Raw genomic sequence first — 23,509 nt, 5'->3', positions numbered from 1 at the left:
CTGAGGGGTCCGGTTAAATCATCCGATCAATACTATGGAACTGTAGCAAGAATTGTATAATTGCTTCCATTCCAGTGTAGAAGACCGTTATAATCATAGTATATCTCCTTGTATCTCCCCGGTCTGACATATACTTCGCTAATGAATTCACCTTTGCTTGTGTTTATGTTGTCAAACAGTTCTTTTAATTCAGGATACTTCCTGAAATCCGCTTCTGTAATCTCAATTGTGGAAGCCAAAACCGTATTCAGCTTTTCTTTGGGTACTTCGTGAAGAGACATAATTCCCCCGGATCCACTCGATCCTATGAAACCAAAAATCAGTATACAGGATATTGTAAAGATTACAAGAAATACAACTGCAAATAAAGCAGTTTTGTAAAGGTTTGGCAATTTTTTACCTCTAATTTATTATATAACTTTTCAATTTATGTATTAATAGATAATAAATAAAATGTATTTTGCTATGATAATTTTCTTTTTTTTAATTTTTAAAGAAAATCAACACTATACATTTTATACACAAAAATCTGCTACATAGCTCTTTGCTATACTAATAGATCCTGCATTATTATGATAAGAATCTCCATGATAGCTTGGTGATGAATATTCCCATTGGGTAGTACTGCTTCCTTTATATATACTCCACATAACTGTGTTTTTTGGAATGATAACAGACTCAAACCATACATGTGCCTGATTCGTGCTTCCTGAATTTTCATGGTTTGCATCGAAGATATGACCTAGTTCATGAATAATACAATAGACTCTGGCATGGTATGAACCATCGTAAAGATCTATTGTGTCAGAATCATCTACCATTTGTGACCATGCGTAACGACAATGGTCTAAATATCCGCGAAGGTAAGCTTCAAATCCCCATGATAGGCCCTGAGCAGAGCCAACCATATCATTACCTCCAAGATAAATTGCAATGTCAGCATTTTCACCATTAAGGTATGACACATCAAATGTGTCTTTGAACAATCCTAAGGGGTCATTCATCCTTCTGTAAGTATTGGCACTACTTGATAAAATGTCCTTTTTAGATGCATCATACTTGGCAACATACAGGGACACACCTATGTCCGATCTCTGATACTGGTATGCTGCCTGAGACATATAGCTCTGTGCGGATGATACCCAATTTGATTCGAGGTTGTAAAACTCTTGATCAGTTGCTACAAGAACATAAACTGATTCCCAACTTTTTGATGATTTAGGCATATCTGATGATAATGGTAGATCAACAGGAGAGTTATTTTCTGGCAGATTTATGTTTACCTGAGGCAATTTCTTTATTTCAGCTATTTCTGCTTCACTTGCCTGTTTCATATCTTTTGAAGAGTAAACAGCGTGCAAAGGCATTGCTGTTTTCATAGCATTTTCTCTGTTTTGCACTGGTTCTATGAATATAATTTCATCTTTTAGCTGAATTGATCCATAAATCAGAGATTTGTCCATACTTTCATCAAATGTAAACAGTGCTATGGAATCATCCAGTCCTTTTACGTATCCTGAATATGAATCAATTCCATCGTCAATATCTTCAAAATTCATTTTTTCAAGGATCAGATCATATTCTTTTCCATAGATTGAAACTTTTAAAGAATTGGTTCTGTCTGTTTTAACATCTGCTTCGTTGAACTGAACAATATCGTATTTAAGAACAGTAGAAGGAATGTTTAATTTTCCATATTTATTTTCAAGAATATCAATACTCTTACTTTCAGGATCAACTTGTGTTTTTACATCAGTTGTAGTTCCAACAATCTCAAAAATAGCTTCTGAAGAATTCTGTAATAACAAATCAGAATTTTGCTTTTCTGCAGCACTAACCGCCGGAACAAAAACCGCCCCGACAAGTGCCATTACCAATAACAGGCTCAAAGCCCGTATGCCTTTTTTAATTTTCATTTTTCATCCATTTTCGTTTTTACAGCCGGCAATGCAGATTTTAGTCTGCGATAATGCAGAAGAACCGGAACTGAATGCCCTGCTGATTTTTTACCAGTGCAAAATTTTTGTAAAAGAGAAAAAAAGATTAATTTGTGAAATCAGGTATCTCTCCTTCCCTTCTGAAAATTTCACTGGACTGGTTCCTAAACAAATTAAAAAAGGGTTTAAATCACAGGATTATGCCTTTGGGATTCTCCCCCCCAGACTCATTTTTACCTAAGGAGTTATACCTGCTCTGACAGAATCATCGAATAACCAAAACCTAATTCGATGATTCTGTCAGAACAGCAATAAAGAATTATTTTAAAATTTAGATTGATGACAAAAAAAACATCATTTTTACTGGCAGTCCTCCTTGCCTGCGGCAATATTTATTGTGCCTGCAACAGCCGGCAGTCAAATGGAAAAAGTTGAGAAAAATGAAATTATCGTCATACCTTCGGTAGACAAATACAATCCCGAAATATTCGGTACAAAAGCACAAAACCAGATATCACAGGGAGAAACAATAATTCACTCAAGATATGTATGGCCGTTTACTTCAAATATTGATGTTACACTGACCTGGAATGAACAGTATGGTGATCTTGAATTGTACGTTTATAAACCGGACAATACTCTCTTAGGACATTACAATGATCTGTATGACAGCTCAGTCAGAGACGGTATGATAGATGTTGATATAAAAACGACCTCAGGTTTTCTTCCTATGGGAAACTGGAAAATTAATGTATACGGCAGGCAGGTAACCGGCCCTTCTCTTGGTTATTCATTAACATGATAAAACTAATAAACAACAATTTTATATTTTAATTTTAAAATAATTCCAAATGGATCTGAAGGGGGTTGCAATAGCATTAATTCTCATTTTTATATTCGCTTATATCAATCAGACCTCAGTCAGTTCAAATATTGTCGTAACTCCAAGTGAAGACCAGCCTGATTTTTCGAGAGAAGATGTGGTTACTGTATCGGAATGGTGGGAAATTCCATTAAATTTTTATGTAGTATCATATATTGCGGAAAAAATTCCATTTTTGATTCCACTGGCAAATCTCATTGCAGTAATGGCAGGTTTTCTTTTTGGAATCAGGTTTATAAAAAAGAAAAATGTCCTCGATAATGAAAAAAGAGCTGAAATATTTCAGGCAATTCAGGATAATCCGGGCATAAATAAGAAAGATATTGAAACTATAACCAGAATTAACCCTAACTCCCTTGAATACCATCTCAAAATGCTTGAAAACAAAGATAAAATTACATCCCAAAGACTATCAAAAAAGAGACATTATTTTGAAAATCACAATAAATACAGTCAGGAAAGCCAGTTTGCAAGAATGATTCTGGACTGCAGTAAAACAAAGGATATTTTAAAATATATTTTCATTAATCCGGGATGCACCCATAAAGATCTGCTAAAATACACAAAAATGTCAGGCTCAACAATATCCTGGCATACCGGGAAATTACGGATTGGAGATCTTATCGATATTAAAAAAGAAAAAAGCTACAGCCACCATTACATAAAACCAAAAGCCGAATTCATTTTAACTGAATATGAAAATCCATATAATACCAGGGATTATTTTGATGATTCAGTCCACAATTTATAATCGCTGTAAAGATTTGATCCTTGTTGGAAAAGCCGGGAAAATTGTTTTTTATGAGATAAACCCGGAAATTTGCCAGTACCTGGAAAAGTACATTGTACCGGAAAAAGATACAATCTTTTCAAAACCATCTGAACAAATTTCTGAGTCGGTTTAATTTAAACTCTGATTAAAAAATGATATAAAATTCACGGCTGCATTCTGTGCTCGCCGACAATATCACCAAAGATCTCCTCTTCATCCCTGATCTTACAGAATTTGCTGAAATACCGGTTTATATTTTTTAAATCCCGGACAAGGAATTTAATGGCTCCCGGGTGTTCGGGAGTTACTGCCTGTCCCATGTCAATTATGATGTGTTTTTCACCGTCGTATAAAATATTGAACTCGGAGAGATCTGCATGTACAAGGCCTGCCTCGTTAAATAAAGTCTTCATATCGGCCAGAATTGCATGATATAGTCTCTCCCCCTCTTTATCATCTATTTTCACCTGCCGAAGCTGCGGATATGCCTTCTCGTCTTCGCCGCAGAAATCCATTAAAAGAATGTTCCTGTCGAAGAAAATAGCCTCGGGGCACGTTATTCCTGCCTCACGGGCACGCAGCAGGTTTGAATACTCCTTTTTAGTCCAGGCAAAAATCGCCTCTTTTTTGGATTTTCGAACCGATGAAAATCTCGGGTCTCCTGCCATGTATTCGCCCATTGTGTTGAAGTTTGCGGACTGTATTCTGTATATTTTAATAGCGATCGGTTTTCCCTCGCCGTCTTCACCGTAGAATACGTTGGCCTCCTTTCCGGTCGAAATCGAGCCGCCGATTGCGGATATCTTTCCTTTGTGGACAAGTTTGTAGAGGGCAAGAAGGGTCTGGTCGTCAAAGACGTTCTCCAGGACCTTCATCTGGTCTGCATCCTTTATTCTTACGCCTTTTTTCTCGACTTCCCTGTCGAATTTTTCAATCAGATCAAAATCTCTCAATGCCGCACCAGTGTATTTTATTGTTATCCAGAAAAGTCGCTCTTCTCTTAGATAATCCTAACTCATGTAAAAAATTTCAGAAAAAAAAGTATTGTTATTCGTTCATGTACTCTCTTGCAGGAGCCAGAACTTCAATTAAGCCTTCGGTGCATGCCGCCTTTAAGTCAGCCGGGTGAATCTCGCCTGCAGCGTATGCGGTTTCGCACTCCTCATAGGATAAAATCTCGCGGTCGCCGCCGAACTTTTCAGGGCGTTTTAGTGTAATTTTTCCTGCTCTTGGGAATACATGATATTTAAGAGTCTGAAGTACAGGATTTTCCTCAGTCTCCGGCGGGCAGAACGCCTTTTTCATCTTCTTCTTTATGACATCCTCGGAGTCAGCAACAGAGATGTAATTTCCTTCGGATGATGACATCTTCTTGCCGTTAAGTCCGTTTAATATCGGGGTGTGCATGCAGAGAGGTGCTTTTGCACCGATTGTCGGAAGGTATTCACGTGCAAGCATGTGTATTTTTCTCTGGTCGATTCCGCCCAGAGCCATATCGACACCGAGTGTGTGGATATCAACCATCTGCATAATCGGATATACCATCTGTGAGACACGGGGTGCATCCATGTTGCGTCCGACCTCATCCATGCTTCTTGTCGCACGGTTGAGTGTTATCTGCTGTGCAAGACGCAGGACATCAAGCTGATAATCAGGGTTTAGCTGAACGTCTGTTCCCAGAATGAACTCGACATTTTCGCCTTTTAAACCTACAGCCTCAAAGCAGCGGCGGTTGTAGTCGGCAAGCTCCCTGACCTCATCCATCGTTCCTTTCTGGTTTAAAAAAGCGTGAAGATCAGCCAGAAGGACTTTTATTTTAAATCCGGCCTCACTTAAGTCCATTAATTTGTTTATTGTGACGAGGTGTCCGAGATGAATCTCGCCTGAAGGCTCGTATCCGGCGTAGACCGATTTTTCAGGCTGATTTAAAACTGATTTTAGTTCATCTTCGGTTACGACCTCGACGGTATTTCTCATTGCAAGCTCGTATGCATCCATTCGTTATAATTTGGGGGGGAAGGTGGATTAAGGTATTTGTGAAAGGAGATGATGATTTTTTATTATGGTATCAATATGCCAAAAGATGTATATCTGAGAAAAAAAAGAGACTGGATAAATGGCTGACAATATGGAAAAATCAGAATACGCCCTTCTGAAATTTTCTTCCGGATACAACTGTGCCCAGTCTGTTTTATCAGCATTTGCAGGCGATTTTGGAGCAAAAGAAGAGGAGGCGGTTTTGCTTGCGGCAGGTTTCGGAAGCGGAATTGCAACATGAAGAACGTGCGGGGTGTGCACAGGAGCTGTAATGGCGATCGGGCTTTACAATGCCAGTATAAACAATCCGGCAGAGAGAAAGACAAAAAGTTACGGGCTTGCAAAAGAATTTTTTAAAAGATTTGTAGAAAAACACGGGGCTGTTGACTGTTCTGTCCTACTCGGGTACGATGCAACAGACATGGAATATGTAAACAATCTGCCTGAGGAAAGCAGGCCGAAGTCCGTATGTAGAAAGTACGTAAAAAGTGCTGTTTTGATCCTCTCGGAAATTTTAGAAGAGGATAGAGAGACTCCCTGATAAAAATTATCCCGGCATTTTCTGTTTAAGAAAGAGGATCTGTTTCTTTAGCAGATATATTGCAACCGGAAATATTATATTTCCATTTTTCATCCGTTACCTCCGTAACTGCCTTTGAGTCTGCACAATCCACTGTAAATTGTGTGGATATTGAATCATTCGCTTTCTCCGGAGGATGTGAGGAACTGTATTCAGCAATATATGCCTGTTCACAGATGTTATTTAGAATCTCCATTTCCAGAACAGTGCAAAAGAACAGTAATACCAGAACAAGTATCAGTATAATTAATCTTATTCTGCTGTGTATAGCCCCATTGTCTTTGATTTGATCAGCTCCTGAGGTGTAAAAATTTCAGATAATATTTTTCAGTCTGTAGAAATTCAGTCCTGACTCATATATATTTTTCATTATAATAATGAACTGCTTTTTGTATATCCTGCCATGCCAAAAGTTTGATTACCTGACCGTCCAATATATCGAACATATGTCCAAAATATTAGACATAACAGAAAATCATCTGAAGATACTCTCGCTTTATACAACAGGCTACAGCAGGGAGTATTACTTAAGGGAGATCTGCCGCCTCGTTCCTGTATCACGTGGTGCCGCCCACAATATCCTCAGATCATTTGAGGAAAAAGGCGTCTTTGATTCCGAGACAAAAGGCAGAAATAAAGTATTCAAGCTCAAAAAAACCCCGGTTGCCATAAATCACATACTTCTTGCCGAAAGCTATAAACGGTTAAAATTCTCAGAGAATTATCCCTTAACAGACGAAATTTTATTCAGACTGATGCCGGCATTTGACTGTCCGCTTGCACTTTTCGGAAGCTACTCCAAAGGTGATGCGACAGAATATTCAGATATAGATCTTTTTGCGGCAGGGGAATATGACAAAGATGCGGTTTTAAAAACAGCAAAAAAGTTCGGAACAGAGATAAATGTGAAAAGTTACAAAAAAGAATTTTTCATCCCCCCTTTAGAGGAAGATCATCTTATCAGGGAAATTTATAAAAATCACATATATCTCAGATGTCCTGAATTTTTCCTGTACGGAGGTCTTTTGTAATGGAAGAGATCAAATGGTGCAAAGAGCAGAGAAAGGGGATAAAATTAATTGAGCCCAACGAAAATTTATCAGATGCCTACTTTAAAAAGGCCGAGGAAGCCCTTGAGACGATGAATTCAATAACATCTCCCGGCTGGATAATATCAACCGGCTACTACTCAATGTACTACTCTCTTTATGCTGTTTTGATGAAAGCCGGAATCAAAAGCGAGATGCATACATGCACTATAGAGTGCATGAAAGAGTGCTTCGGGAAATTTTTCAACCGTGAGGATGTCAGAATGATTGAGGATGCCAAAGCAATGAGAGTACAGTCACAGTATTCTGTATCATTTGAATCCGCAGAGAAGGATGCGTTGGAAATCGCCGGGAATGCTCCCCCGTTTTTTTTGAAATGCAGGCATGTTGCCGGCAGGATAAAGACAGAAGATATTGAGATGATAAGATCTATAATATCATCCCGTTAGTTCTAATCAGAATATTTAATCAGAATGCATACTTTTTTTAAAAATATTAAAAACGGAAAAACCGGGGTTTTTTAGTCCCTGTCTGAAAATCCCCATGCATAATAGAGATATACAATTACAAGGGTGAAGGGCAGGAGAACAACTGCCGGTGTATAGGGGGGCATAAATCCTTCAATGAATCCTGAAAAAGTGTTCAGAAACTCAGGTGCCTCCTCAGGTGCCGGAATTCCTCCGCAGATCATTGCAAAGATGTCACATCCGGCAACAATCCATACCATTGCAGCGCCTAAAAGAACCTTTGAGAAATCATGAAGATTTTTCAGATTCCTGCATCCTGCGAGCATAAAGACTCCTCCAAAGAATAGAACCAGACCTCCCCAGACCTGCCTGAAGAAGTCATCACCGGAAATTTCGAGTATTCCGATATCCACACCGCCGGTAAACCCGGTCCATACAAGAATGTCGGCAACTCCGAATGAAATTGCCGCAAGTCCGATTATTGCAAAGTATATTGATGTTATGTTAATTTCGTCATCCATTTTATTCAGACCCCCAGAAGAATTCCTATTGCATGAATAATTCCGCCGTAGATGAAAGTCACGACAAACAATACCAAAACTGCGGCTAAAAGCTCCTTCCAGCCCTCCTTTAGCATCACAACAAATGTTGCAACGCACGGGAAGTATATCGATATCAGAACAACTGCCGATATCATCTGAAACTGTGTCATCTCAATGACTGAGAGCTGTGCAACGGCGAGATCCTTTCTTAAAAATGCTGTTACAAGCGGCCCTGCGGTCTCTTTTGGAAGACCAAACCATGTCACAAACAGCGGTGCGAGCAGGTCTGAGAGCCACTGGATAAATCCCACAATGTAGAGGACATTCACCAGCAGCACACCAAAGAGAACAAAAGGAACAGCATTTAAAAGAAAACCACCTGTTCTCATCCTTATTTTTTTAAGGACGTTTTGTCTCTCAGGCATATGATAGGGGGGAACATCTATGAGAATTTCCGGGTTTTCACCCGGGACTATTCTGCTCAGGATGTACCCGAATATGAAATATCCGATGATTAAAAAGAGCATTACATACCCGACGCTTTCGGGAATAACCTCAAGCATAACACCAAGCTGTGCCCCGCATGGTATGAAGAGAGCAATCAGTGTCATCATCATAAACCGCTGTTTTCTTGTCTCAAGAATCCTTGTAGCGGTTACAGCCGGCACATTGCACCCGAGACCAAGAATCGTAGGTACTATTGCATATCCGTGAAGGCCTATCTTGTGCAGGAAGGTATCGACAAGGACTGCGAGACGCGGCAGATAACCTGAATCCTCCAAAAGTGCCATCATAAGATAGAATATGAAGACAGCCGGCAGAACAACGCCGATTGCCACAAAGAGACCTGATGTTAAAACACCGAACGCCTCAAAACAGTTTGTGGCATTTGGATCTCCGACAAAGAGGAAATACAGAATACTGTCAGGATTCGGCCATGCCGACTGAATCCAGGGCAGGAAATAGTTGTCAAAGAACTTTACAAAGAATCCGTCTGTGCAGAGTGTGCCTGCAAAAGATCCGAATATACTCCAGAAAGCATATAATACACCTATTGCAACCGGAATTCCTGTAAGGGGTTTTACTGTGAGCTCTCCAAGGACATCACTTACCTTCTGTATGTATGTGCCTGATTTTACAACCTGTTCAGAGATACTGTCAACAAGCGCCCACCTTTCTTCACTGGTAAGTGCCATTTATGCACCTCCGCATCCGCCACATCCGGCGCATCCCGGCGGGCCGGCCGGTTCCTGTATCTTTCCTTCGCTGCGTGATTTAATATTTCCTATATCGACAGACTGTGCTTTTTTCACAATATCGCCGAGATTTTTTATCCCCTCTCCATTGATTGCACTTGTCTTTACAACAGGGACTCCGAGTATCTTCTGAAGCTTCTCTGAATCAACAGATATTTCTCTCTCCTTTGCCGCATCAATCATATTCAGCACAACAACTGCCAAAAATCCCTTTTCAATTGTCTCAAGCGCAATGTACAGGCCGCGTTCTATTCTTGTTGCATCAAGAACAATAACAGCAATAGCGTCTTTGTTCTCCTCAAGCATCCTTACACAGACTTCCTCGGCCTTATCTCTTGCATCCAAAGAGTATGCACCGGGGACGTCTATTACTGTGTAATTTTTTTTATCAAGCACAACCTTTCCTTTTGTATAATCAACGGTTGTTCCCGGATAGTTGGACACAACGGCGTCAGCACCTGTAAGCCGGTTGAAGAGTACGCTCTTTCCGACATTCGGGTTTCCTATAAGGAGTATCGTGTTGTTTTTTTTATCCATTTTTTTCTCCATAATTTGCAGTTTTTAAAAATCAGGTTTTTCAGGCTGTTTTATTGGTTGTCTCAATAATCTCAACGATTATTTCAGATGCCATTTCCAGTCCTATTGCAACTTCGACTTCTCCTGTAACAACGACAACCGGCCCTTTCACCGGCTGCTTTGTCACCATTTCAACAATTTTTCCGACACGGATCCCCATTGGGTTTAAGTCATTTGAAACCCCGAATATCTCTTTAATGAGGCCTGTTTCTTTGTATTTCATCTCTGAGAGTTTTTTCTGCATAGGTACACCAGTCAATAAATTTTCTGCCGGAAAAAACAATCTTATGACTGTTTCTAGGAAAATTTACCCTGTCCGGTCTTCCCATGAATATTGTAGGTTAGGGAGGGATTAACATCCCCCGAAATTGTTTCTGAATACACCTATCTTCCAAAAGAGATTAGGAAAAACAGAAGAAAACCTAAATGAGTTCAAAGGTATAGCAGATTTGAATTTATTTATCATCCGGATAAACAGGGCCGGTGTATTTGTCCACAATAATCCCTGATGCCATCTCTATACCTATTGCAACCTGAACTTCGCCTGTAATCACAACAACAGGTCCCTTTATCGGCTGTTTTGTAACCATCTTAACAATCTTTCCGACACGAATTCCAAGTGCGTTGAGCTCCCGTGAATATTTTTTTATCTCTTTTATGACCCCGCGGGTGCCATATTCCATATCAAAAAGAGTTAAGGACATTTTTAGCACCTGTCAACTGTTATTTTTCCGGCCAGACCTTTTCCGAGGGCAAGTGTCGAGCCTTTTATATCAAGAATTACAGGGCCGCATGTGCAGTCCACCATTCTTATAAGGACACCCTCAGAGAGACCACGTAGTGAGAGTTGCTGTCTGACTCCTGCTCCCCCGTCAATTCTCTGAATAAATGCCCTGTCATTTTTTTTCAGATCTGTTAAAATCATCTGCATCTTTTCAGAATAGTATCTCTAATTAGGGCAGAATGAATTAGAGCCGAAAGATGTTTGGAAAATAAGGCTTCAGCCAAAAAAAGTTAGGATTTATTTAAAAAACCTAAAAAATATTCTCACTCGGAATAATGTTCGTCTGCAATCTTTTGCATCCAGCCCGGAACTGATATATTTTTACGGGGATAGAACTCACTGACGTAAGGCTTTATATCGAGAACAGGGCTGTTGTTTATACCGTCAAATCCAGAGACCTTTAGTATGTTTTTCTCCCTCCCGCAGAGACGTGCGACAGTCATTAAAACAGGGTTTGGTCTTGCCGGGCTGCATGTGCAGAAGAGACCTGTAAGTGGAATATCCTCTGATCCCATCGGGTGAACTTTTTTGAGGTTTCTGCCTTCATCTGTTATTCCATGTCCCCAAAAGAGGATTACAATATGTGAGTACTCCTCTATTCCTTCAAGAAGCTCTTCAAATTCTTCATTCAATATTATCTCTGATATCTCCTCTTCTGTTTCATAAAATCCTTTCTGTACAGCTTTTTTATCACTGTTCTGCCTGAGTCCGTCTTCGTCTGCAATAAGTGCGGGGCTTTTTATGGTGTTTTTAACAATTCCTATTGGGTTAATTTTGATTTTATTATCTGTCATAATTATCAATCAAATCTGTTTTTTTAAAATATGTAATTTTGGTTATATGAAAAATAATGCATTAATTTAAGTTTTCAACCGCTTTTTTAACGACGCAGAATTCATGGAAGTCCTGCAATGTATGATTTTTAGAGCCCTGTTCGTTTAAAAAATCAACAAAGAGGTGAATCTGTTCAATAGTTTTTGGATTTAGTTCATGCTCCATCATACATGCATCTTCGTCTGCGATTTTTTCAGGAACAGATATCAGTTTTAAAAATGCCATCAGGGTTTCATGCCTGTATTTTATCACACTTGCAATCTCTCTTCCCTTCGGCTTTAAAATAACACCTTCGTATTTTCTGTATTCAACCATTCCGAGTTTGTCGAGTTTTAGAAACATCTCGACAACAGAAGGAGGGCTTACTCCAAGTTCTTTTGCAATATCACGTGTCTTGGCATATCCTTTTTCAAGGCTCACATTAAGAATTGCTTCCAGATAGTCCTCGGCTTTCCTGCTTAGAGTGCTATTGCTGGTCTGGGTATTCATCCGGTATCTTCTCCACTATCTATATTTCTGATTCTTATTTTTTTGGTGTTAGGAACTTTTATCTGTCATCCTAATATTGTTAGGTTTTATTAATAAAACCAAAAATTATATCTTGTTTTTTGGAGTTTTGATCTTTTATGTCGAATATACCCTGGGAAAAATTTAGCGAATAAAAAATTTCCGGTGAATTACATTTTTTAATTAAACTGTCACGTATAATTGTAAAATAAAAATGGAAACTGCTTTTAAAAAGTTAGGAAATCTATTTGAAAATCCATTATATGGTTTACGTGTGTTGTTTATTCAAACTCATTTTGAATTTGAGTTTTTGGATTTTTTATTAGAGGTAATCCGGTTGTAGAGGTATATCCGATCAAAAAATATGAATGAGGTATTTTTTACAGATATTTTGTAGTCTTTCCTGCAATTTTTATTTACATTTTTTTAATTATGTCGCTTTTTTCGGTTTTATATTTTTTTGGTTGTGTGATAGATATAACCCGGTTATAGCATTTGCAAACTGGCTGCTGGATTTTAACTATTATTTGCAGTGTTTAATTATATCCGGATAATGCATATGTCCATTAATTTGTTTTTTTTGTTGTTTTTATAAAAACCTCCTGTGAGTTTTTGTTTGTCAGTCCAAGCATCGCAAGCAGTTCATATGGAATATCTTCCGTTCTGCCCACACCTCTAATTGAGGCCTTAAAATTCATTCAATAACACCTATTCTGGAATTTTTCAAGTGTTATTTTAGAATAGTCAAAATTCTCATCTGAATCTTTGATATTATCAAATTTTTTTCGTTCTTCTGATTTTGATTTCTCAATCGTTGAAATCTCCTCCTTTTTGTTACAATACAAGGTAGTCCGTTAGGTTTGGATAAAGACAACCCAAAGAAGAAACGGTTAAAAAAAAAATCCTATACTTTTTAGGATTTCTTTTGGAATCCCTAACTTTTTAATTTTAAAAATTATCCCTGTTTGTTTCCCGGTAATTTAGCCGGATAAGATCTTGGGAAAACCAGTTTCTCTCTTAAAAAAACAGGATTTTTCAATTTAATTAAAAAAAATTAATGCATTTATTTCAGGCTTTCCGCCGCTTTTTTAACAACACAAAACTCTTTGAAATCTTCCAGCGTGTGATTTTTAGAGCCGCGTTCATTTAAAAAGTCTACAAAGAGATGAATTTGTTCTATGGTTTTTGGATTTAATTCATGCTCCATTAAGCAGGCATCTTCATCTGCAATTTTATCAGGAACAGATATAAGCTTTAAAAATGCCATCAGGGTTTCATGCCTGTATTTTATAACACTGGCAATCTCCCTTCCCTTTGGTTTTAGAATAACACCTTCATACTTGCGGTATTCAATCATTCCTAGTTTATCAAGCTTAATAAACATCTCGACAACAGAAGGCGGGGTTACGCCAAGCTCTTTTGCAATATCGCGTGTTTTGGCATATCCTTTTACAAGACTGATGTTAAGGATTGCCTCCAGATAATCCTCTGCTGTTCTGCTTAAACTGCTGTTCTGACCGTTCATGATATTTTTCCGGGTAAATTGAATTGAAAGTTTTTTTATAAATTTATTATTAGTAACTATTATCTGTCTCCCTAATATTATTAGGTTTTCCAAAGAAATCTTTTAGAAAGCAGATCTTTGCAGATGGATACAAAAAAATTTAAAAGGTATTGTGGTGTTCAATCAAGATTTTAGCGATTAATAAAATCGAAAGGATGTGTGTGTATTGTAATATTAATAACTACCTGTGTTTTGGGATTTTTATGTAATGGTGTCTCTGAGGATCCTACGGATATATATTTTCTTAATTGTTCGGGCTCTTTATTTTATTTATATTGCACAACCTCCTGATGATTTTCATCCATAAATTCAACTTAAATTCCCTTTCTCTTCTTTTGTACAATTAAGATATTGCATGGTTTTAGTTTCATCAAAAAATTCAAATGCCTTTAAAAAAAATTATCAGAATTGGATTCTGCCTAATTTTTTTAGGATGGAGGTACAACTCCCTAATAATTTTAAATCGAAATAATTCGGGAAAACAGGGAATATCACTTTTTTAAAGTGATTTTTCTATTATATTTTCGGCTTTCTCCCCGATGCTGCGGGAATTGGCTGTCATCGCCTCTAATCTCAATTTTATTTTAAATTATGAAAGTAATAGGTGTGGCTACAAACTCTGGACTTTGAATAATTGTCCTCTGTATTTCTGATATTAAATCAAGAATATTGTTAGGAAATCTGAAAAAAACCTTTGAATATTAAACCCTGAATGAAAAAGCAAAAATTATTAGGAAAGGCTATTTTTGGCCCTAAAAACACACTAAAGATGCAATGATAAATGTTTTACTTGTTGATGATGAACCCTCAGTCCTTGAGATCACAAAGATCTTTCTTGAAAGAACCGGACATTTTAACATCAGCACACAAAATTCAGCTTTAAAAGCTATTGAAAAGATGAAATCAGGAAAATATGATATAATAGTATCCGATTATGAAATGCCTGAAATGAATGGGATTGAATTTTTAAAAAGCATCAGAAAAGATGGTAATAGTGTCCCTTTTATTATTTTTACAGGTAGGAGCAGGGAGGATGTTGTAATTGAAGCCTTAAACTGCGGTGTTGATTCATATATACAAAAGGGGGGAGATCCGAACTCACAGTTTGCAGAACTGAGCCATAAGATAATGAGTTCATATAGGAAGAAAAAAGCTGAAAAAGAGCTTTTTGAAGCAAACGAGTACAACAAATGCCTGATTGAGGCGCATGTTGATCCTCTCATAACAATCGGCTGTGATGGCTTAATAGATGATGTCAACACCTCAATGGAGGATATCGCAGCTCTTTCGAGGGATGAGCTTGTAAAGACGCAGTTTTGTGAGCATTTTACTGATCCCGGCGCAGCAGGCAGGGCGATCCAAGATGCCCTTGATGAGGGGAAAATCAGCGATCGTTTGCTGTATCTTAAGACAGGGGAAAGCAGAATAGTGCCTGTTACTTTTTTTGCCACACTTTATCATAATGAAAAGCACGGTTTTGCAGGAATATTTGCAGAGCTTCATCATGCAGAAGAGGAAAAGATCCCACGAATCTGCAGTGATTCTGGTGAAAATTCTGATCTTTATCTTGACCTTATGGGCCATGACATAAAAAATGCGGTTTTTTCGGGTCTGGGGTGTATGGAAATCCTGAAGACACTGGCTGAATCCTCAGACAAACTCAAAAAACCGCTTTTAAACCTTGATGCCTGCTTTGGGGCGATTAACTCCACATTATCCAATATAGAATGTCTCAGGAAAATAGAGGACGGCGGGTTCACACTTCAGTCTTTGCCTCTTGATGACGTTATAGAAAATGAAATATCATCTTTTGGTGGTTTTGATATCTCTTGTGAAAAGACAGGTTGCTTTGTGTATGCAGACAGTCTTTTGGGATCTGTTTTCTACAATCTTTTTGGAAACGCAGTCCGCTATGGAAATTCAAAAACCAAAATCAGAGTAAAAATCACTGAAAAAAAGGATTTTGTTGAGGTTGCAATTGAGGATGACTCATGCGGAATGCCGAAAGGCATTATGGAGAAGATCTCATCAGGCGAGCTTTCGGAGAGAAAGCCTGCAGGCGGAAGGTGTCTCGGCCTTCATATTGTGGCTTCTCTTATAAAGAGGTACGGCGGCAGCATATATGCGCATGAAAGAGTGAAAGGAGAACCTGATCTGGGGACATCTGTTGTTTTTACGCTCTGCAGAGCGGGATCAAAGGAGGAGTTAAAGGGTGCCGTCGTATCTGTTGTTACCGGCTCTGCCTTTTAGGTTTTTTTCAGATCAAATACCCATCTGTAAACGCCCGGCGCAATATTTCCGCAGCGTCTGGAAAAAACAGTCTTTAGCCCTTCTTTCTCAAAGGAGAGAATAAGTTCTGTAATCTCCTCTTTTGTTTTGAATGTATAGAAATGAATAATTCCGCCTGTTTTAACAACAGCGGCTGTTTTCAAAAGAGCCCTGTCAAGTCCGTAGGCAGTCGGGATTATTGCACGGTCAAAAATTTCCTTTTCACAAAAGATATCCGGAATTGTAAGTGCATCGCCGCATATAACATCTCCTTTCTCCCTTAGTCTGTTAATATTGAGGTTCTCCATAAAATATCGGCAGGCATCCGGGTTTTTCTCAACTGCCAAAACCTCAAGGGCCCTGTCTGCGGCAGGGATGGCAAACGGTCCTGCTCCTGCAAATGGAACAATTATTCTTTCAAAAGGTTTGATCTGTGATGCAATCCGCATCCTTTCATAGCAGAGTTTCGGGCTGAAAAAAACAGAGGAGCGATCAATTCTGTAAGAATATCCTGCTTCTTTATGCAGTGTTTCTGTTCGCATCTCACCTTTTATGAATTCATATCCTCCCACCCTTCTCTCACCTTTGAGGCAGGAGGTTTTTGCAAGAACTGTCTTTACGTCTTTTCTTATTGAGAATATGGCGCCTGCTATCTCTTCTTTGTAGTTTTGGCAATCGGGGGGAACAGATATGACGGCAATGTCACCTGTGACCTCAAAGTGTCCGGAAAGGGATTTTAAGGAATCTTCCGGAATTTTATTCGCAAGAATCCTTTTAATATTCATCTCAGAAGAAATTGCTTTAAATCTTAAAAAATCTTCTTTAAGTCTGTTTAGATTACCTCAATCTATATATACCATTTAAAATAATGGACACATCAGTGAATTCAGATGGATACCACAGGATTAAAGCAGGATTTTATCTATCCGCATAAAGTCCGGGAACCTGAGACCACAGAACTTGAAAAGGCTCTTTTAGCTTCTGACATATCTGCTGCAAAGAAGGTTCTCAACGATTCGTTTGATGAGGAGGACAGGTACGGGTTTATAAATGAGGTCATAGTTCCTGCTCTTGACCGGATAGGAAAAGGCTGGGAAGAAGGAATTTTTTCTCTTTCACAGGTTTATATCAGCGGCAGAATCTGTGAGGACTTCATATTGTCCCTAAAACCCGGGAAAGACGATCTGATTAGTAATGTCAAAAAGACAGCTATTGCCGTACTTGAAGATCACCACACTCTTGGAAAGCAGACCGTTGTTGCAGTTCTGCATTCCGCAGGAATAAATGTTATAGATTATGGTGCCGGAATAACCGCAGAAGAACTTGCAAGAAAAGTTGAAGAGGATGAAATTGAGATAATTCTGATATCTGCCCTTATGCTTCGTGCAGCTCTTAAGGTAAAGGATTTTATGGCAATAATTAAGGAAAAGAATCCTTCTGTAAAGGTTATTGTGGGCGGTGCACCTTTCAATCTCGATAAAACCCTGTTGAATTCTGTCGGTGCTGATGCATATGCGGCAGATGCTGTTGAAACACTTAATTATATAATAAAATATTCCGGAGGAATCTAAAATGAATTCTGATGAGATGACACCACTTGAGAGGACATTAACAACACTCGGGCATAAAGAGCCGGACCGTGTCCCTCTTTTCCTTCTGGTCACAATGCACGGCGCAAAAGAGCTTAATCTCTCAATTCAGGAATATTATTCACGTCCTGAAAATGTTGTAAAAGGCCAGGAGATATTAAGGGAAAAATACGGCCATGACTGTCTTTTTCCTTTTTGCTTCGCTGCCGTTGAGACAATGGCCTTTGGAGGGGATGTCATATACTATGATGACGGGCCCCCAAATGCAGGAAGGCCTGTAATAAAAAGTCCGGAGGAGATATATGATCTGAAAGTTCCGGAAATATCATCCTCAGAAAGCCTTTTGCGTATTTTAAAGATTACTGATACTTTAAGTGACAGATACGGTGACAAAGTCCCCATTCCCGGTGTTGTCGTATCACCCCTCTCCCTTCCTGTAATGCAGATGGGCTTTGAGGGCTATCTGGATCTCTTTTTACAAGATAAAGACGGCTTTTGGGCTTTAATGGAGATCAACAAAGAGTTCTGCATAAACTGGGCCAATGCGCAGATTGAGGCAGGTGCAACTGCTATTGTTTATTTTGATCCTGTCTCATCACCTTCCATAATCACTCCTGAGCAGTATAAAAATACAGGGTTTAAGATTGCAAAAGAGACTATTGCCGCTATAAAAGGGCCATGTATTACCCACCTTGCTTCAGGAAGATCGCTTGGTATAGCAGACCTTCTGTGTGATACAAATACTGTCGCTATTGGTGTATCAGCACTTGAAGATCTTGCGGTTGTAAAAAAGACCTTTAAAAACAGGCTGACTGTTATCGGGAATCTAAACGGCATTGAGATGTCTCACTGGTCAAAGGAACAGGCTGAATCGGCTGTAAAAGTGGCAATAGACAAGGCTGCATCCGGAGGTGGTTTTATTCTCTCAGACAACCACGGTGAGATCCCGTGGCAGGTACCTGAAGAAACGCTTCATGCAATATCCGGCTTTGCAAGGAAATATGGAAGATATTAAAAGCCGTGTTTTAAATTAGGTGGTTATAACATGAAAAAACCTGTTGGAATTCTGGTATGTGAAAACCTATTAAAGGAGGTTTTAGCAGTTCTTTCTGAGGAAAAAGAAGAGATGTCCGATAAAATCTCTGTAATTTCCTATCCCTGCCACTGTGTCTCATCCAAAGACTGGCAGTCCGGTTTTAATGAGGCAATCGGGAAAATATCAGATGAATGCAGCCGTTTTTGCATAGTCACTTGTGCCTGTTCTTACAATGTAAAGGTACCAAAAGATTATTCTGAAAGGGTATTTCCATTAAAAGAGGGAGCAGAACTCTTTATGCCTGAAGATTTATTCGGCAGAAAAGTCCGTGAAGGATACTATTTTATGAATCCTTCAATGGCTAAACATCTTGTAAGTTCTGATTTTAATCTGCCCTTTTTGCCGGAATCCTCCCCGGATTCAGAAGAAAGCAGAGGATTTTTCAAAAAAATTTTCATCTATGATACCGGTACTGATGATAAATCTGGCGAATACGATGAAAAAATAAAGGAAATAACAGGCATTTCTGTTCAGCGGGAGTATACAGGTGTGGATTATTTCAGACTCTCTCTGATGTCTGCAATAAAGTCTGAAATCTGCTCTTATGAGAAAAAAATTCTCTTATCACAGGACGATGATAGAAAAAAACAGCTTGCAGATTCCCTGATGGCAATGGATCTGATAAACTCCGTTGCAAGACTTAATAATGAAAAAGAAGTTATCAGTTCAATACTTGACCTTTTTACAGTCCTTTTTTCTCCCGAATGTACCGCATATTCTCCTGTTGTCGACAAAAAGGCGGGAGAAATTATCATAAGGCCAAAAAATGCGAAATTTCCGGAATTTGAATCCATCATAAAAAGTGAATCCGGTTTGAAGAGTGAAAATGTTCTAAATGGCGGATTCATATTCCCTGTCAGGCATATGGATGAGACTGTTGGGTTTATAGGTGTTAGCAGGGTTGAATTTCCCCAGTATCTTGAAAGATATCGAAATTCGGCACTATTTATGCTGGGGGTCTGCGGACTTTCTATTGCGAATGCCCGTGCTTATAACAAACTTAATTCTGCTCTTTTAATGAGAGAAGAAGAGATTGAACTCAGAAAAAAAGCAGAATCTTCTCTCTCCGCTGCAATAAAAAAACTCAGTCTTTTATCCGGCATAACAAGGCATGACATCCTGAATCAGATAATGGTTGCAGATGCCTATCTGGATATGGTTATTGATGATTCTCCGGAAGAATTCGGAAAAAGGCTTAACCTTGTTAAAGGAGCTGTATCTGAAATTCAAAAGCAGATAGAGTTTACACGAGACTATCAGGATATGGGCGTGTCGCCTCCCGGATGGTATGATATTGAACCACTTGTGAAATCCTGTCTGAAAAATATCTCTGAAGACAGGGATGTTGAAGTATCTGTCAGACTGCCGAAGGCAGAGGTATATGCCGATCCTATGCTGGGAAAAGTCTTCTGCAATATAATTTCAAATGCTTTTAATCATGCAGAAGGAATGACAAAATTGTCTGTTTATGCAAAAGAGTCAGATGAGGGTCTTTTAATATTCTTTGAGGATAACGGGGAAGGTGTTGCCGATGACAAAAAAGAACAAATATTTAAGGCAGGAGTTGGAAAAAATCACGGATATGGCCTGTTTTTAGTAAGAGAGGTTCTTGAAATTACAAAAATTAACATTAAAGAGACAGGCATTTTTAAAAAAGGGGCGTGCTTTGAGGTAATAGTTCCCCCGGACTGTTACAGGTTATATTAAAGCGGCAGTCAGAAAATTTCCATTCTGTTTTTTTGAATTTGTTTAAGTGTAATATATCCGCCAGGGCTCCGGCAAAGCTGTATATTTTTTTGACTATTCATTATTTGTGTCCTCTTTTAAACATTTCGGTCAATTCCTTTTTTTTAAATAAAGAAATGGGAAAATTTTCAAAACAGGCTATATTTGTAATAAGAAGCCTTTGCATTCAGATATAGAGAAGAAAGGGCGTTTCTGCCGTTAAAATCCTTATGCCTTATGGTTCTTTCTGACACCGTCTGGTCAACATTTATCTACCAGTAGATCGGAATAGGGGGCAGTAATATGTAATGCAGATCTGCCAGTCGAAAGGGAGGTATAATAAATATGGAAGAAAGGGGAGCATCTTATCTGAAGCTTCATAAATCGGGAGTGTTGGACGAGCGTGAATGGGAAGCGAAACTTAATCTGAATAATTGTCTGTTATGTCCCAGAAAATGCGGGGTAGACAGGGAATCCGGAAATACCGGATACTGCAAAAGCGGGATTTTGCCCCGGGTATCTTCATATGAAGCATATTTCGGGGAGGAAAGACCAATATCCGGAACAAGGGGATCGGGGGCTGTCTTCTTCCCGGAATGTACCCTCGGGTGTATATTTCATCAGAATCATTCAAAAAGTCATTTGGGAAAGGGGAATCTCTGTAATGAGTCAGAACTTGCAGATATGATGATTCAGCTTCAGAATGAGGGTTGCCACAACATAAATCTTGTATCTCCCACCCATTTTATTCCGCAGATAGTGGGTGCTGTAAAAAATGCAGCAGATATCGGGCTCAAAATACCTCTGGTCTATAATACCTGCGGTTACGAAAGGCCTGAAGTTCTGCGGCTTCTTGACGGAATTGTGGATATTTACATGCCCGATGCAAAATTTGGAAACGACAGTACTGCAAGATTTTTATCAGATGCAAATGATTATTCCAAATTCATGAAGGACTCCATAAAGGAGATGTACAGGCAGACGGGGGATCTTGTCTGTGACAAAGACGGGATTGCGAAAAGTGGCCTTTTAGTTCGTCATCTGATTCTTCCTGATGGCCTTTCCGGGACAGAGGAAGTATTCAGATTCATTGCAGAAGAGATCTCAAAGGACACATATGTAACTATAAAGGGTCATTACAGGCCTGAATGGAAGGCAGGATTTTCGAATATATCTGGTCTTGACAGGGGTGTAACTTCTGAAGAATATAATGATGCACTGGATACTGCAAAGGAATACGGTCTTTACAGAGGCTTTTAGAGATCAATCCCGCTCTTTTTTTTACAACATTCTTTATATATAATTGGATCAATCAGTTTTTAATTGTAATATGCGAAAATTTGTTTATTTATTTTTTACAGGTTTTTTTAAATTATTATTTATGGAGAGGATATGGGAGGGATAATTGACTATAATGAATTCTGGAAACTTGCTGTAAGGAGGCGGTTTTCATCTGTTATTCCTGAGGAGGATGCAGGGATTGTCTGGGATAAGAGGGCGGACTTTTATGATCAGTCTGTTATGGACAACCAAAACAATGCTATTCTGGATGTGAATCTTTTGGATTTGAGGCCGGAAGATACTGTTCTTGATGTCGGTGCCGGAACCGGCAGACTTACTGTCCCGGTTGCACGAAAGGTCAAAATGGTTACTGCAGTTGATCCTTCGGCAAGGATGCTCATGTACCTCCGTGACAATATGATGGAGGCAAATCTTTCAAATTGCCGGTATGTACAGAAAAAGTGGGAGGATGTCTGCTTAAAGAGGGATATGGATCCTCATGATGTTGTAATATCCGCTTTTTCCATGGGTTTTTATGATGCGGCATGGGCACTTGATAAACTGCACAGGGCATCTAAAAGGGAAGTATACATCTTTTGGTTTGCCAAAAAGAGACATGATGATGAGCTGTTAAAGTATATCTCAGAATCCGGAAAAAAGATGTATGTAGAAAAACCGCATTATCCGGATTATATCTGTTTATTAAATATTCTTCATGATATAGGCATATATGCGGATGTCAGGATTCAGGAGCACGGATGGACTGATTCATTTATGAGTGTGGAGGATGCTGTCTCAAAGGCGCTTTTGAACAGAAGAATTACACATGCAGAAAAAGATTCTGCTTATGAATATTTTAGAGACAGGCTAAAACCTGCCGAAAATGGAAGACTTGAACAAAAAACCTGTATAAGGCAGGCATTAATCCACTGGACTCCAAAAGATCAGGATTATCAAAGCACTTATGTCTGATAAGAAAAATCCAAAAACAACAGGGCGTATGCCAGTCCTGTGTTTTTTTGACCCGGGATATAAGATGTTTTTTTTCAGGACAAAAAAATCAAATAAAGTAAATATTTTCTGACTCAATATTACATAATATTTAATATATGCGGCAACAGAAAAAAGAATAATATTCTGCATAATTATTTCATCATAAAAAAGAATAAAAAAAAGCATTTTCATTTTTTTAATTAATTTTGTCTAATATATTTATAACATAGGTAATTTTTTGGTTTTTTTTAATTTTTTTTTTGACAAAAAGACAAATCATGTATAAAAATTGGATCAGAGCTTTTTCTTTGAATGCACCTTTCTGTAAATTTTCAATTTGCATATCACAGAAGATATGCAAAAGTTTATCGTGACAATGTTCAATAATAGTATGGTGGTTGTGCAATAGAGCACCATTCATAAGATTCAATGGGGGGTTTTTGATCTATGTTTTGTGTTGCCGTGTCATGAGATTACAGAAGTTTTCGATTTCTGTAAGAAACTTCAGCAATCATCGGGGGATAATATAAATATGCCGGCATTTGGATGGTATGATCCAGAAGATATACCCTTCATCTAATCCGCCTGAGTTTAAAAAAAGGCAGATTTTTTTAGTAAATTATTTTATACCCTGTAGTTTCCATTGGAGGCCGTAATTTAAGGTCTTTATTTAATTATTTAGCTTATATTTGTGGATATTTGCTGACCGGAAATCCTACGGTTTCGTATGGAGAAAGTTTATTTTATGCAATTATTTCCGCATCGGTGA

26 protein-coding genes and 1 pseudogene are annotated in these 23,509 nt (G+C 38.6%); 11 read left to right on the top strand and 16 right to left on the bottom strand.

Translation table 11 applies throughout. The annotated features are described in order from the left end of the window. Nucleotides 1-32: 32 nt before the first annotated feature. Nucleotides 33-281 (bottom strand): hypothetical protein, encoded by a 249-nt coding sequence (locus tag ACTB1O_RS08035; RefSeq protein WP_462994619.1) that lies wholly within the window; start codon nucleotides 279-281, stop codon nucleotides 33-35. Between the two features lie 234 nt (nucleotides 282-515). Then, nucleotides 516-1,916, bottom strand: coding sequence for a M12 family metallo-peptidase (locus ACTB1O_RS08030; protein ID WP_462994618.1), 1,401 nt, complete (start codon nucleotides 1,914-1,916; stop codon nucleotides 516-518). A gap of 442 nt (nucleotides 1,917-2,358) precedes the next feature. Here ACTB1O_RS08030 and ACTB1O_RS08025 point away from each other — a divergent pair, with 442 nt between their 5' ends. Together ACTB1O_RS08025 and ACTB1O_RS08020 are read left to right on the top strand one after the other, a co-directional pair. Next, nucleotides 2,359-2,739, top strand: a complete 381-nt coding sequence (locus tag ACTB1O_RS08025; protein ID WP_462994617.1) for a hypothetical protein — start codon at nucleotides 2,359-2,361, stop codon at nucleotides 2,737-2,739. Nucleotides 2,740-2,788: 49 nt separating this feature from the next. Next, entirely contained in the window at nucleotides 2,789-3,571 is a 783-nt protein-coding gene (locus tag ACTB1O_RS08020) for a winged helix-turn-helix transcriptional regulator (protein ID WP_462994616.1), read from the top strand. Nucleotides 3,572-3,756: 185 nt separating this feature from the next. Here ACTB1O_RS08020 and ACTB1O_RS08015 read toward each other — a convergent pair whose 3' ends face one another. Beyond that, a complete protein-coding gene (locus ACTB1O_RS08015) occupies nucleotides 3,757-4,545 on the bottom strand; it encodes a serine protein kinase RIO (RefSeq protein ID WP_462994615.1) in 789 nt (262 codons plus the stop codon). A gap of 94 nt (nucleotides 4,546-4,639) precedes the next feature. Beyond that, nucleotides 4,640-5,590: a tyrosine--tRNA ligase gene (locus tag ACTB1O_RS08010; protein WP_462994614.1), complete on the bottom strand. Its 951-nt coding sequence runs from the start codon at nucleotides 5,588-5,590 to the stop codon at nucleotides 4,640-4,642. Between the two features lie 118 nt (nucleotides 5,591-5,708). On the opposite strand from ACTB1O_RS08010, the pseudogene ACTB1O_RS08005 reads away from it, so the two are divergent. Further along, nucleotides 5,709-6,170 (top strand): annotated as a pseudogene (locus ACTB1O_RS08005) (C-GCAxxG-C-C family protein). Between the two features lie 25 nt (nucleotides 6,171-6,195). Here the strand turns inward: ACTB1O_RS08005 and ACTB1O_RS08000 are convergent. Further along, nucleotides 6,196-6,405, bottom strand: a complete 210-nt coding sequence (locus ACTB1O_RS08000) for a hypothetical protein (RefSeq protein WP_462994613.1) — start codon at nucleotides 6,403-6,405, stop codon at nucleotides 6,196-6,198. Nucleotides 6,406-6,655: 250 nt separating this feature from the next. Here ACTB1O_RS08000 and ACTB1O_RS07995 point away from each other — a divergent pair, with 250 nt between their 5' ends. Both ACTB1O_RS07995 and ACTB1O_RS07990 read left to right on the top strand, forming a co-directional pair. Then, the gene (locus ACTB1O_RS07995; protein ID WP_462994612.1) at nucleotides 6,656-7,240 is read left to right on the top strand and encodes a nucleotidyltransferase domain-containing protein; all 585 of its coding nucleotides are present in this window, start codon (nucleotides 6,656-6,658) and stop codon (nucleotides 7,238-7,240) included. After that, nucleotides 7,240-7,707, top strand: coding sequence for a HEPN domain-containing protein (locus ACTB1O_RS07990; protein ID WP_462994611.1), 468 nt, complete (start codon nucleotides 7,240-7,242; stop codon nucleotides 7,705-7,707). Before ACTB1O_RS07995 ends, ACTB1O_RS07990 begins: the two co-directional genes overlap by 1 nt. Before the next feature lie 71 nt (nucleotides 7,708-7,778). Here the strand turns inward: ACTB1O_RS07990 and ACTB1O_RS07985 are convergent, their stop codons facing one another. The 10 genes from ACTB1O_RS07985 to ACTB1O_RS07940 all read right to left on the bottom strand — a co-directional run bounded on the left by ACTB1O_RS07985 (nucleotide 7,779) and on the right by ACTB1O_RS07940 (nucleotide 13,749). Continuing rightward, nucleotides 7,779-8,246: a hypothetical protein gene (locus ACTB1O_RS07985; RefSeq protein WP_462994610.1), complete on the bottom strand. Its 468-nt coding sequence runs from the start codon at nucleotides 8,244-8,246 to the stop codon at nucleotides 7,779-7,781. A 5-nt stretch (nucleotides 8,247-8,251) separates the two neighbouring features. Beyond that, nucleotides 8,252-9,463, bottom strand: a complete 1,212-nt coding sequence (locus tag ACTB1O_RS07980; protein ID WP_462994609.1) for a nucleoside recognition domain-containing protein — start codon at nucleotides 9,461-9,463, stop codon at nucleotides 8,252-8,254. Then, nucleotides 9,464-10,060, bottom strand: coding sequence for a FeoB small GTPase domain-containing protein (locus tag ACTB1O_RS07975; protein ID WP_462994608.1), 597 nt, complete (start codon nucleotides 10,058-10,060; stop codon nucleotides 9,464-9,466). 40 nt (nucleotides 10,061-10,100) lie between these two features. Then, on the bottom strand, nucleotides 10,101-10,343 hold the full coding sequence (locus tag ACTB1O_RS07970; protein WP_462994607.1) for a FeoA family protein: 243 nt from the start codon (nucleotides 10,341-10,343) through the stop codon (nucleotides 10,101-10,103). Nucleotides 10,344-10,554: 211 nt separating this feature from the next. Beyond that, complete coding sequence (locus ACTB1O_RS07965; RefSeq protein WP_462994606.1) at nucleotides 10,555-10,803, bottom strand: FeoA family protein; 249 nt, start codon at nucleotides 10,801-10,803, stop codon at nucleotides 10,555-10,557. Nucleotides 10,804-10,805: 2 nt separating this feature from the next. After that, nucleotides 10,806-11,024: a FeoA family protein gene (locus ACTB1O_RS07960; RefSeq protein WP_462994605.1), complete on the bottom strand. Its 219-nt coding sequence runs from the start codon at nucleotides 11,022-11,024 to the stop codon at nucleotides 10,806-10,808. 122 nt (nucleotides 11,025-11,146) lie between these two features. Then, nucleotides 11,147-11,677 (bottom strand): TrmO family methyltransferase domain-containing protein, encoded by a 531-nt coding sequence (locus ACTB1O_RS07955; RefSeq protein ID WP_462994604.1) that lies wholly within the window; start codon nucleotides 11,675-11,677, stop codon nucleotides 11,147-11,149. Nucleotides 11,678-11,738: 61 nt separating this feature from the next. Then, nucleotides 11,739-12,206, bottom strand: a complete 468-nt coding sequence (locus tag ACTB1O_RS07950; protein ID WP_462994603.1) for a metal-dependent transcriptional regulator — start codon at nucleotides 12,204-12,206, stop codon at nucleotides 11,739-11,741. 584 nt (nucleotides 12,207-12,790) lie between these two features. Then, on the bottom strand, nucleotides 12,791-12,922 hold the full coding sequence (locus ACTB1O_RS07945; RefSeq protein WP_462994602.1) for a hypothetical protein: 132 nt from the start codon (nucleotides 12,920-12,922) through the stop codon (nucleotides 12,791-12,793). Between the two features lie 365 nt (nucleotides 12,923-13,287). Beyond that, nucleotides 13,288-13,749, bottom strand: a complete 462-nt coding sequence (locus ACTB1O_RS07940; protein WP_462994601.1) for a metal-dependent transcriptional regulator — start codon at nucleotides 13,747-13,749, stop codon at nucleotides 13,288-13,290. An 813-nt stretch (nucleotides 13,750-14,562) separates the two neighbouring features. Here ACTB1O_RS07940 and ACTB1O_RS07935 point away from each other — a divergent pair. After that, on the top strand, nucleotides 14,563-16,038 hold the full coding sequence (locus tag ACTB1O_RS07935; protein ID WP_462994600.1) for a response regulator: 1,476 nt from the start codon (nucleotides 14,563-14,565) through the stop codon (nucleotides 16,036-16,038). On the opposite strand, the gene ACTB1O_RS07930 is transcribed toward ACTB1O_RS07935, so the two are convergent. Next, nucleotides 16,035-16,841 carry a class I SAM-dependent methyltransferase gene (locus ACTB1O_RS07930; protein WP_462994599.1) on the bottom strand — a complete coding sequence of 269 codons (807 nt, stop codon included), beginning with the start codon at nucleotides 16,839-16,841 and terminating at the stop codon, nucleotides 16,035-16,037. The genes ACTB1O_RS07935 and ACTB1O_RS07930 overlap by 4 nt on opposite strands. A 105-nt stretch (nucleotides 16,842-16,946) precedes the next feature. On the opposite strand from ACTB1O_RS07930, the gene ACTB1O_RS07925 reads away from it, so the two are divergent. The 5 genes from ACTB1O_RS07925 to ACTB1O_RS07905 all read left to right on the top strand — a co-directional run bounded on the left by ACTB1O_RS07925 (nucleotide 16,947) and on the right by ACTB1O_RS07905 (nucleotide 22,719). Further along, on the top strand, nucleotides 16,947-17,627 hold the full coding sequence (locus tag ACTB1O_RS07925; RefSeq protein WP_462994598.1) for a cobalamin B12-binding domain-containing protein: 681 nt from the start codon (nucleotides 16,947-16,949) through the stop codon (nucleotides 17,625-17,627). A 1-nt stretch (nucleotide 17,628) separates the two neighbouring features. Then, nucleotides 17,629-18,660 (top strand): uroporphyrinogen decarboxylase family protein, encoded by a 1,032-nt coding sequence (locus ACTB1O_RS07920; RefSeq protein ID WP_462994597.1) that lies wholly within the window; start codon nucleotides 17,629-17,631, stop codon nucleotides 18,658-18,660. Nucleotides 18,661-18,690: 30 nt separating this feature from the next. Further along, nucleotides 18,691-20,448 carry a sensor histidine kinase gene (locus ACTB1O_RS07915; RefSeq protein ID WP_462994596.1) on the top strand — a complete coding sequence of 586 codons (1,758 nt, stop codon included), beginning with the start codon at nucleotides 18,691-18,693 and terminating at the stop codon, nucleotides 20,446-20,448. Nucleotides 20,449-20,811: 363 nt separating this feature from the next. Next, nucleotides 20,812-21,726, top strand: coding sequence for a radical SAM protein (locus ACTB1O_RS07910; RefSeq protein WP_462994595.1), 915 nt, complete (start codon nucleotides 20,812-20,814; stop codon nucleotides 21,724-21,726). A gap of 132 nt (nucleotides 21,727-21,858) precedes the next feature. After that, the gene (locus tag ACTB1O_RS07905; protein ID WP_462994594.1) at nucleotides 21,859-22,719 is read left to right on the top strand and encodes a class I SAM-dependent methyltransferase; all 861 of its coding nucleotides are present in this window, start codon (nucleotides 21,859-21,861) and stop codon (nucleotides 22,717-22,719) included. Nucleotides 22,720-23,509: the final 790 nt, after the last annotated feature.

It is taken from the genome of Methanomicrobium sp., assembly GCF_055145805.1.
The sequence above is the reverse complement of the archived record's forward strand: the minus strand, read 5'-3'. Positions and strand labels throughout refer to the sequence as shown.

What these genes read in the sequence shown, in the direction of transcription:
- ACTB1O_RS08035 (WP_462994619.1), bottom strand. Translation starts at nt 281, where the DNA reads ATGTCTCTTCACGAAGTACCCAAAGAAAAGCTGAATACGGTTTTGGCT.
- ACTB1O_RS08030 (WP_462994618.1), bottom strand. Translation starts at nt 1,916, where the DNA reads ATGAAAATTAAAAAAGGCATACGGGCTTTGAGCCTGTTATTGGTAATG.
- ACTB1O_RS08025 (WP_462994617.1), top strand. Translation starts at nt 2,359, where the DNA reads ATGGAAAAAGTTGAGAAAAATGAAATTATCGTCATACCTTCGGTAGAC.
- ACTB1O_RS08020 (WP_462994616.1), top strand. Translation starts at nt 2,789, where the DNA reads ATGGATCTGAAGGGGGTTGCAATAGCATTAATTCTCATTTTTATATTC.
- ACTB1O_RS08010 (WP_462994614.1), bottom strand. Translation starts at nt 5,590, where the DNA reads ATGGATGCATACGAGCTTGCAATGAGAAATACCGTCGAGGTCGTAACC.
- ACTB1O_RS08000 (WP_462994613.1), bottom strand. Translation starts at nt 6,405, where the DNA reads ATGGAGATTCTAAATAACATCTGTGAACAGGCATATATTGCTGAATAC.
- ACTB1O_RS07995 (WP_462994612.1), top strand. Translation starts at nt 6,656, where the DNA reads ATGTCCAAAATATTAGACATAACAGAAAATCATCTGAAGATACTCTCG.
- ACTB1O_RS07990 (WP_462994611.1), top strand. Translation starts at nt 7,240, where the DNA reads ATGGAAGAGATCAAATGGTGCAAAGAGCAGAGAAAGGGGATAAAATTA.
- ACTB1O_RS07985 (WP_462994610.1), bottom strand. Translation starts at nt 8,246, where the DNA reads ATGGATGACGAAATTAACATAACATCAATATACTTTGCAATAATCGGA.
- ACTB1O_RS07980 (WP_462994609.1), bottom strand. Translation starts at nt 9,463, where the DNA reads ATGGCACTTACCAGTGAAGAAAGGTGGGCGCTTGTTGACAGTATCTCT.
- ACTB1O_RS07975 (WP_462994608.1), bottom strand. Translation starts at nt 10,060, where the DNA reads ATGGATAAAAAAAACAACACGATACTCCTTATAGGAAACCCGAATGTC.
- ACTB1O_RS07970 (WP_462994607.1), bottom strand. Translation starts at nt 10,343, where the DNA reads ATGCAGAAAAAACTCTCAGAGATGAAATACAAAGAAACAGGCCTCATT.
- ACTB1O_RS07965 (WP_462994606.1), bottom strand. Translation starts at nt 10,803, where the DNA reads ATGTCCTTAACTCTTTTTGATATGGAATATGGCACCCGCGGGGTCATA.
- ACTB1O_RS07960 (WP_462994605.1), bottom strand. Translation starts at nt 11,024, where the DNA reads ATGATTTTAACAGATCTGAAAAAAAATGACAGGGCATTTATTCAGAGA.
- ACTB1O_RS07955 (WP_462994604.1), bottom strand. Translation starts at nt 11,677, where the DNA reads ATGACAGATAATAAAATCAAAATTAACCCAATAGGAATTGTTAAAAAC.
- ACTB1O_RS07950 (WP_462994603.1), bottom strand. Translation starts at nt 12,206, where the DNA reads ATGAATACCCAGACCAGCAATAGCACTCTAAGCAGGAAAGCCGAGGAC.
- ACTB1O_RS07945 (WP_462994602.1), bottom strand. Translation starts at nt 12,922, where the DNA reads ATGAATTTTAAGGCCTCAATTAGAGGTGTGGGCAGAACGGAAGATATT.
- ACTB1O_RS07940 (WP_462994601.1), bottom strand. Translation starts at nt 13,749, where the DNA reads ATGAACGGTCAGAACAGCAGTTTAAGCAGAACAGCAGAGGATTATCTG.
- ACTB1O_RS07935 (WP_462994600.1), top strand. Translation starts at nt 14,563, where the DNA reads ATGATAAATGTTTTACTTGTTGATGATGAACCCTCAGTCCTTGAGATC.
- ACTB1O_RS07930 (WP_462994599.1), bottom strand. Translation starts at nt 16,841, where the DNA reads ATGAATATTAAAAGGATTCTTGCGAATAAAATTCCGGAAGATTCCTTA.
- ACTB1O_RS07925 (WP_462994598.1), top strand. Translation starts at nt 16,947, where the DNA reads ATGGATACCACAGGATTAAAGCAGGATTTTATCTATCCGCATAAAGTC.
- ACTB1O_RS07920 (WP_462994597.1), top strand. Translation starts at nt 17,629, where the DNA reads ATGAATTCTGATGAGATGACACCACTTGAGAGGACATTAACAACACTC.
- ACTB1O_RS07915 (WP_462994596.1), top strand. Translation starts at nt 18,691, where the DNA reads ATGAAAAAACCTGTTGGAATTCTGGTATGTGAAAACCTATTAAAGGAG.
- ACTB1O_RS07910 (WP_462994595.1), top strand. Translation starts at nt 20,812, where the DNA reads ATGGAAGAAAGGGGAGCATCTTATCTGAAGCTTCATAAATCGGGAGTG.
- ACTB1O_RS07905 (WP_462994594.1), top strand. Translation starts at nt 21,859, where the DNA reads ATGGGAGGGATAATTGACTATAATGAATTCTGGAAACTTGCTGTAAGG.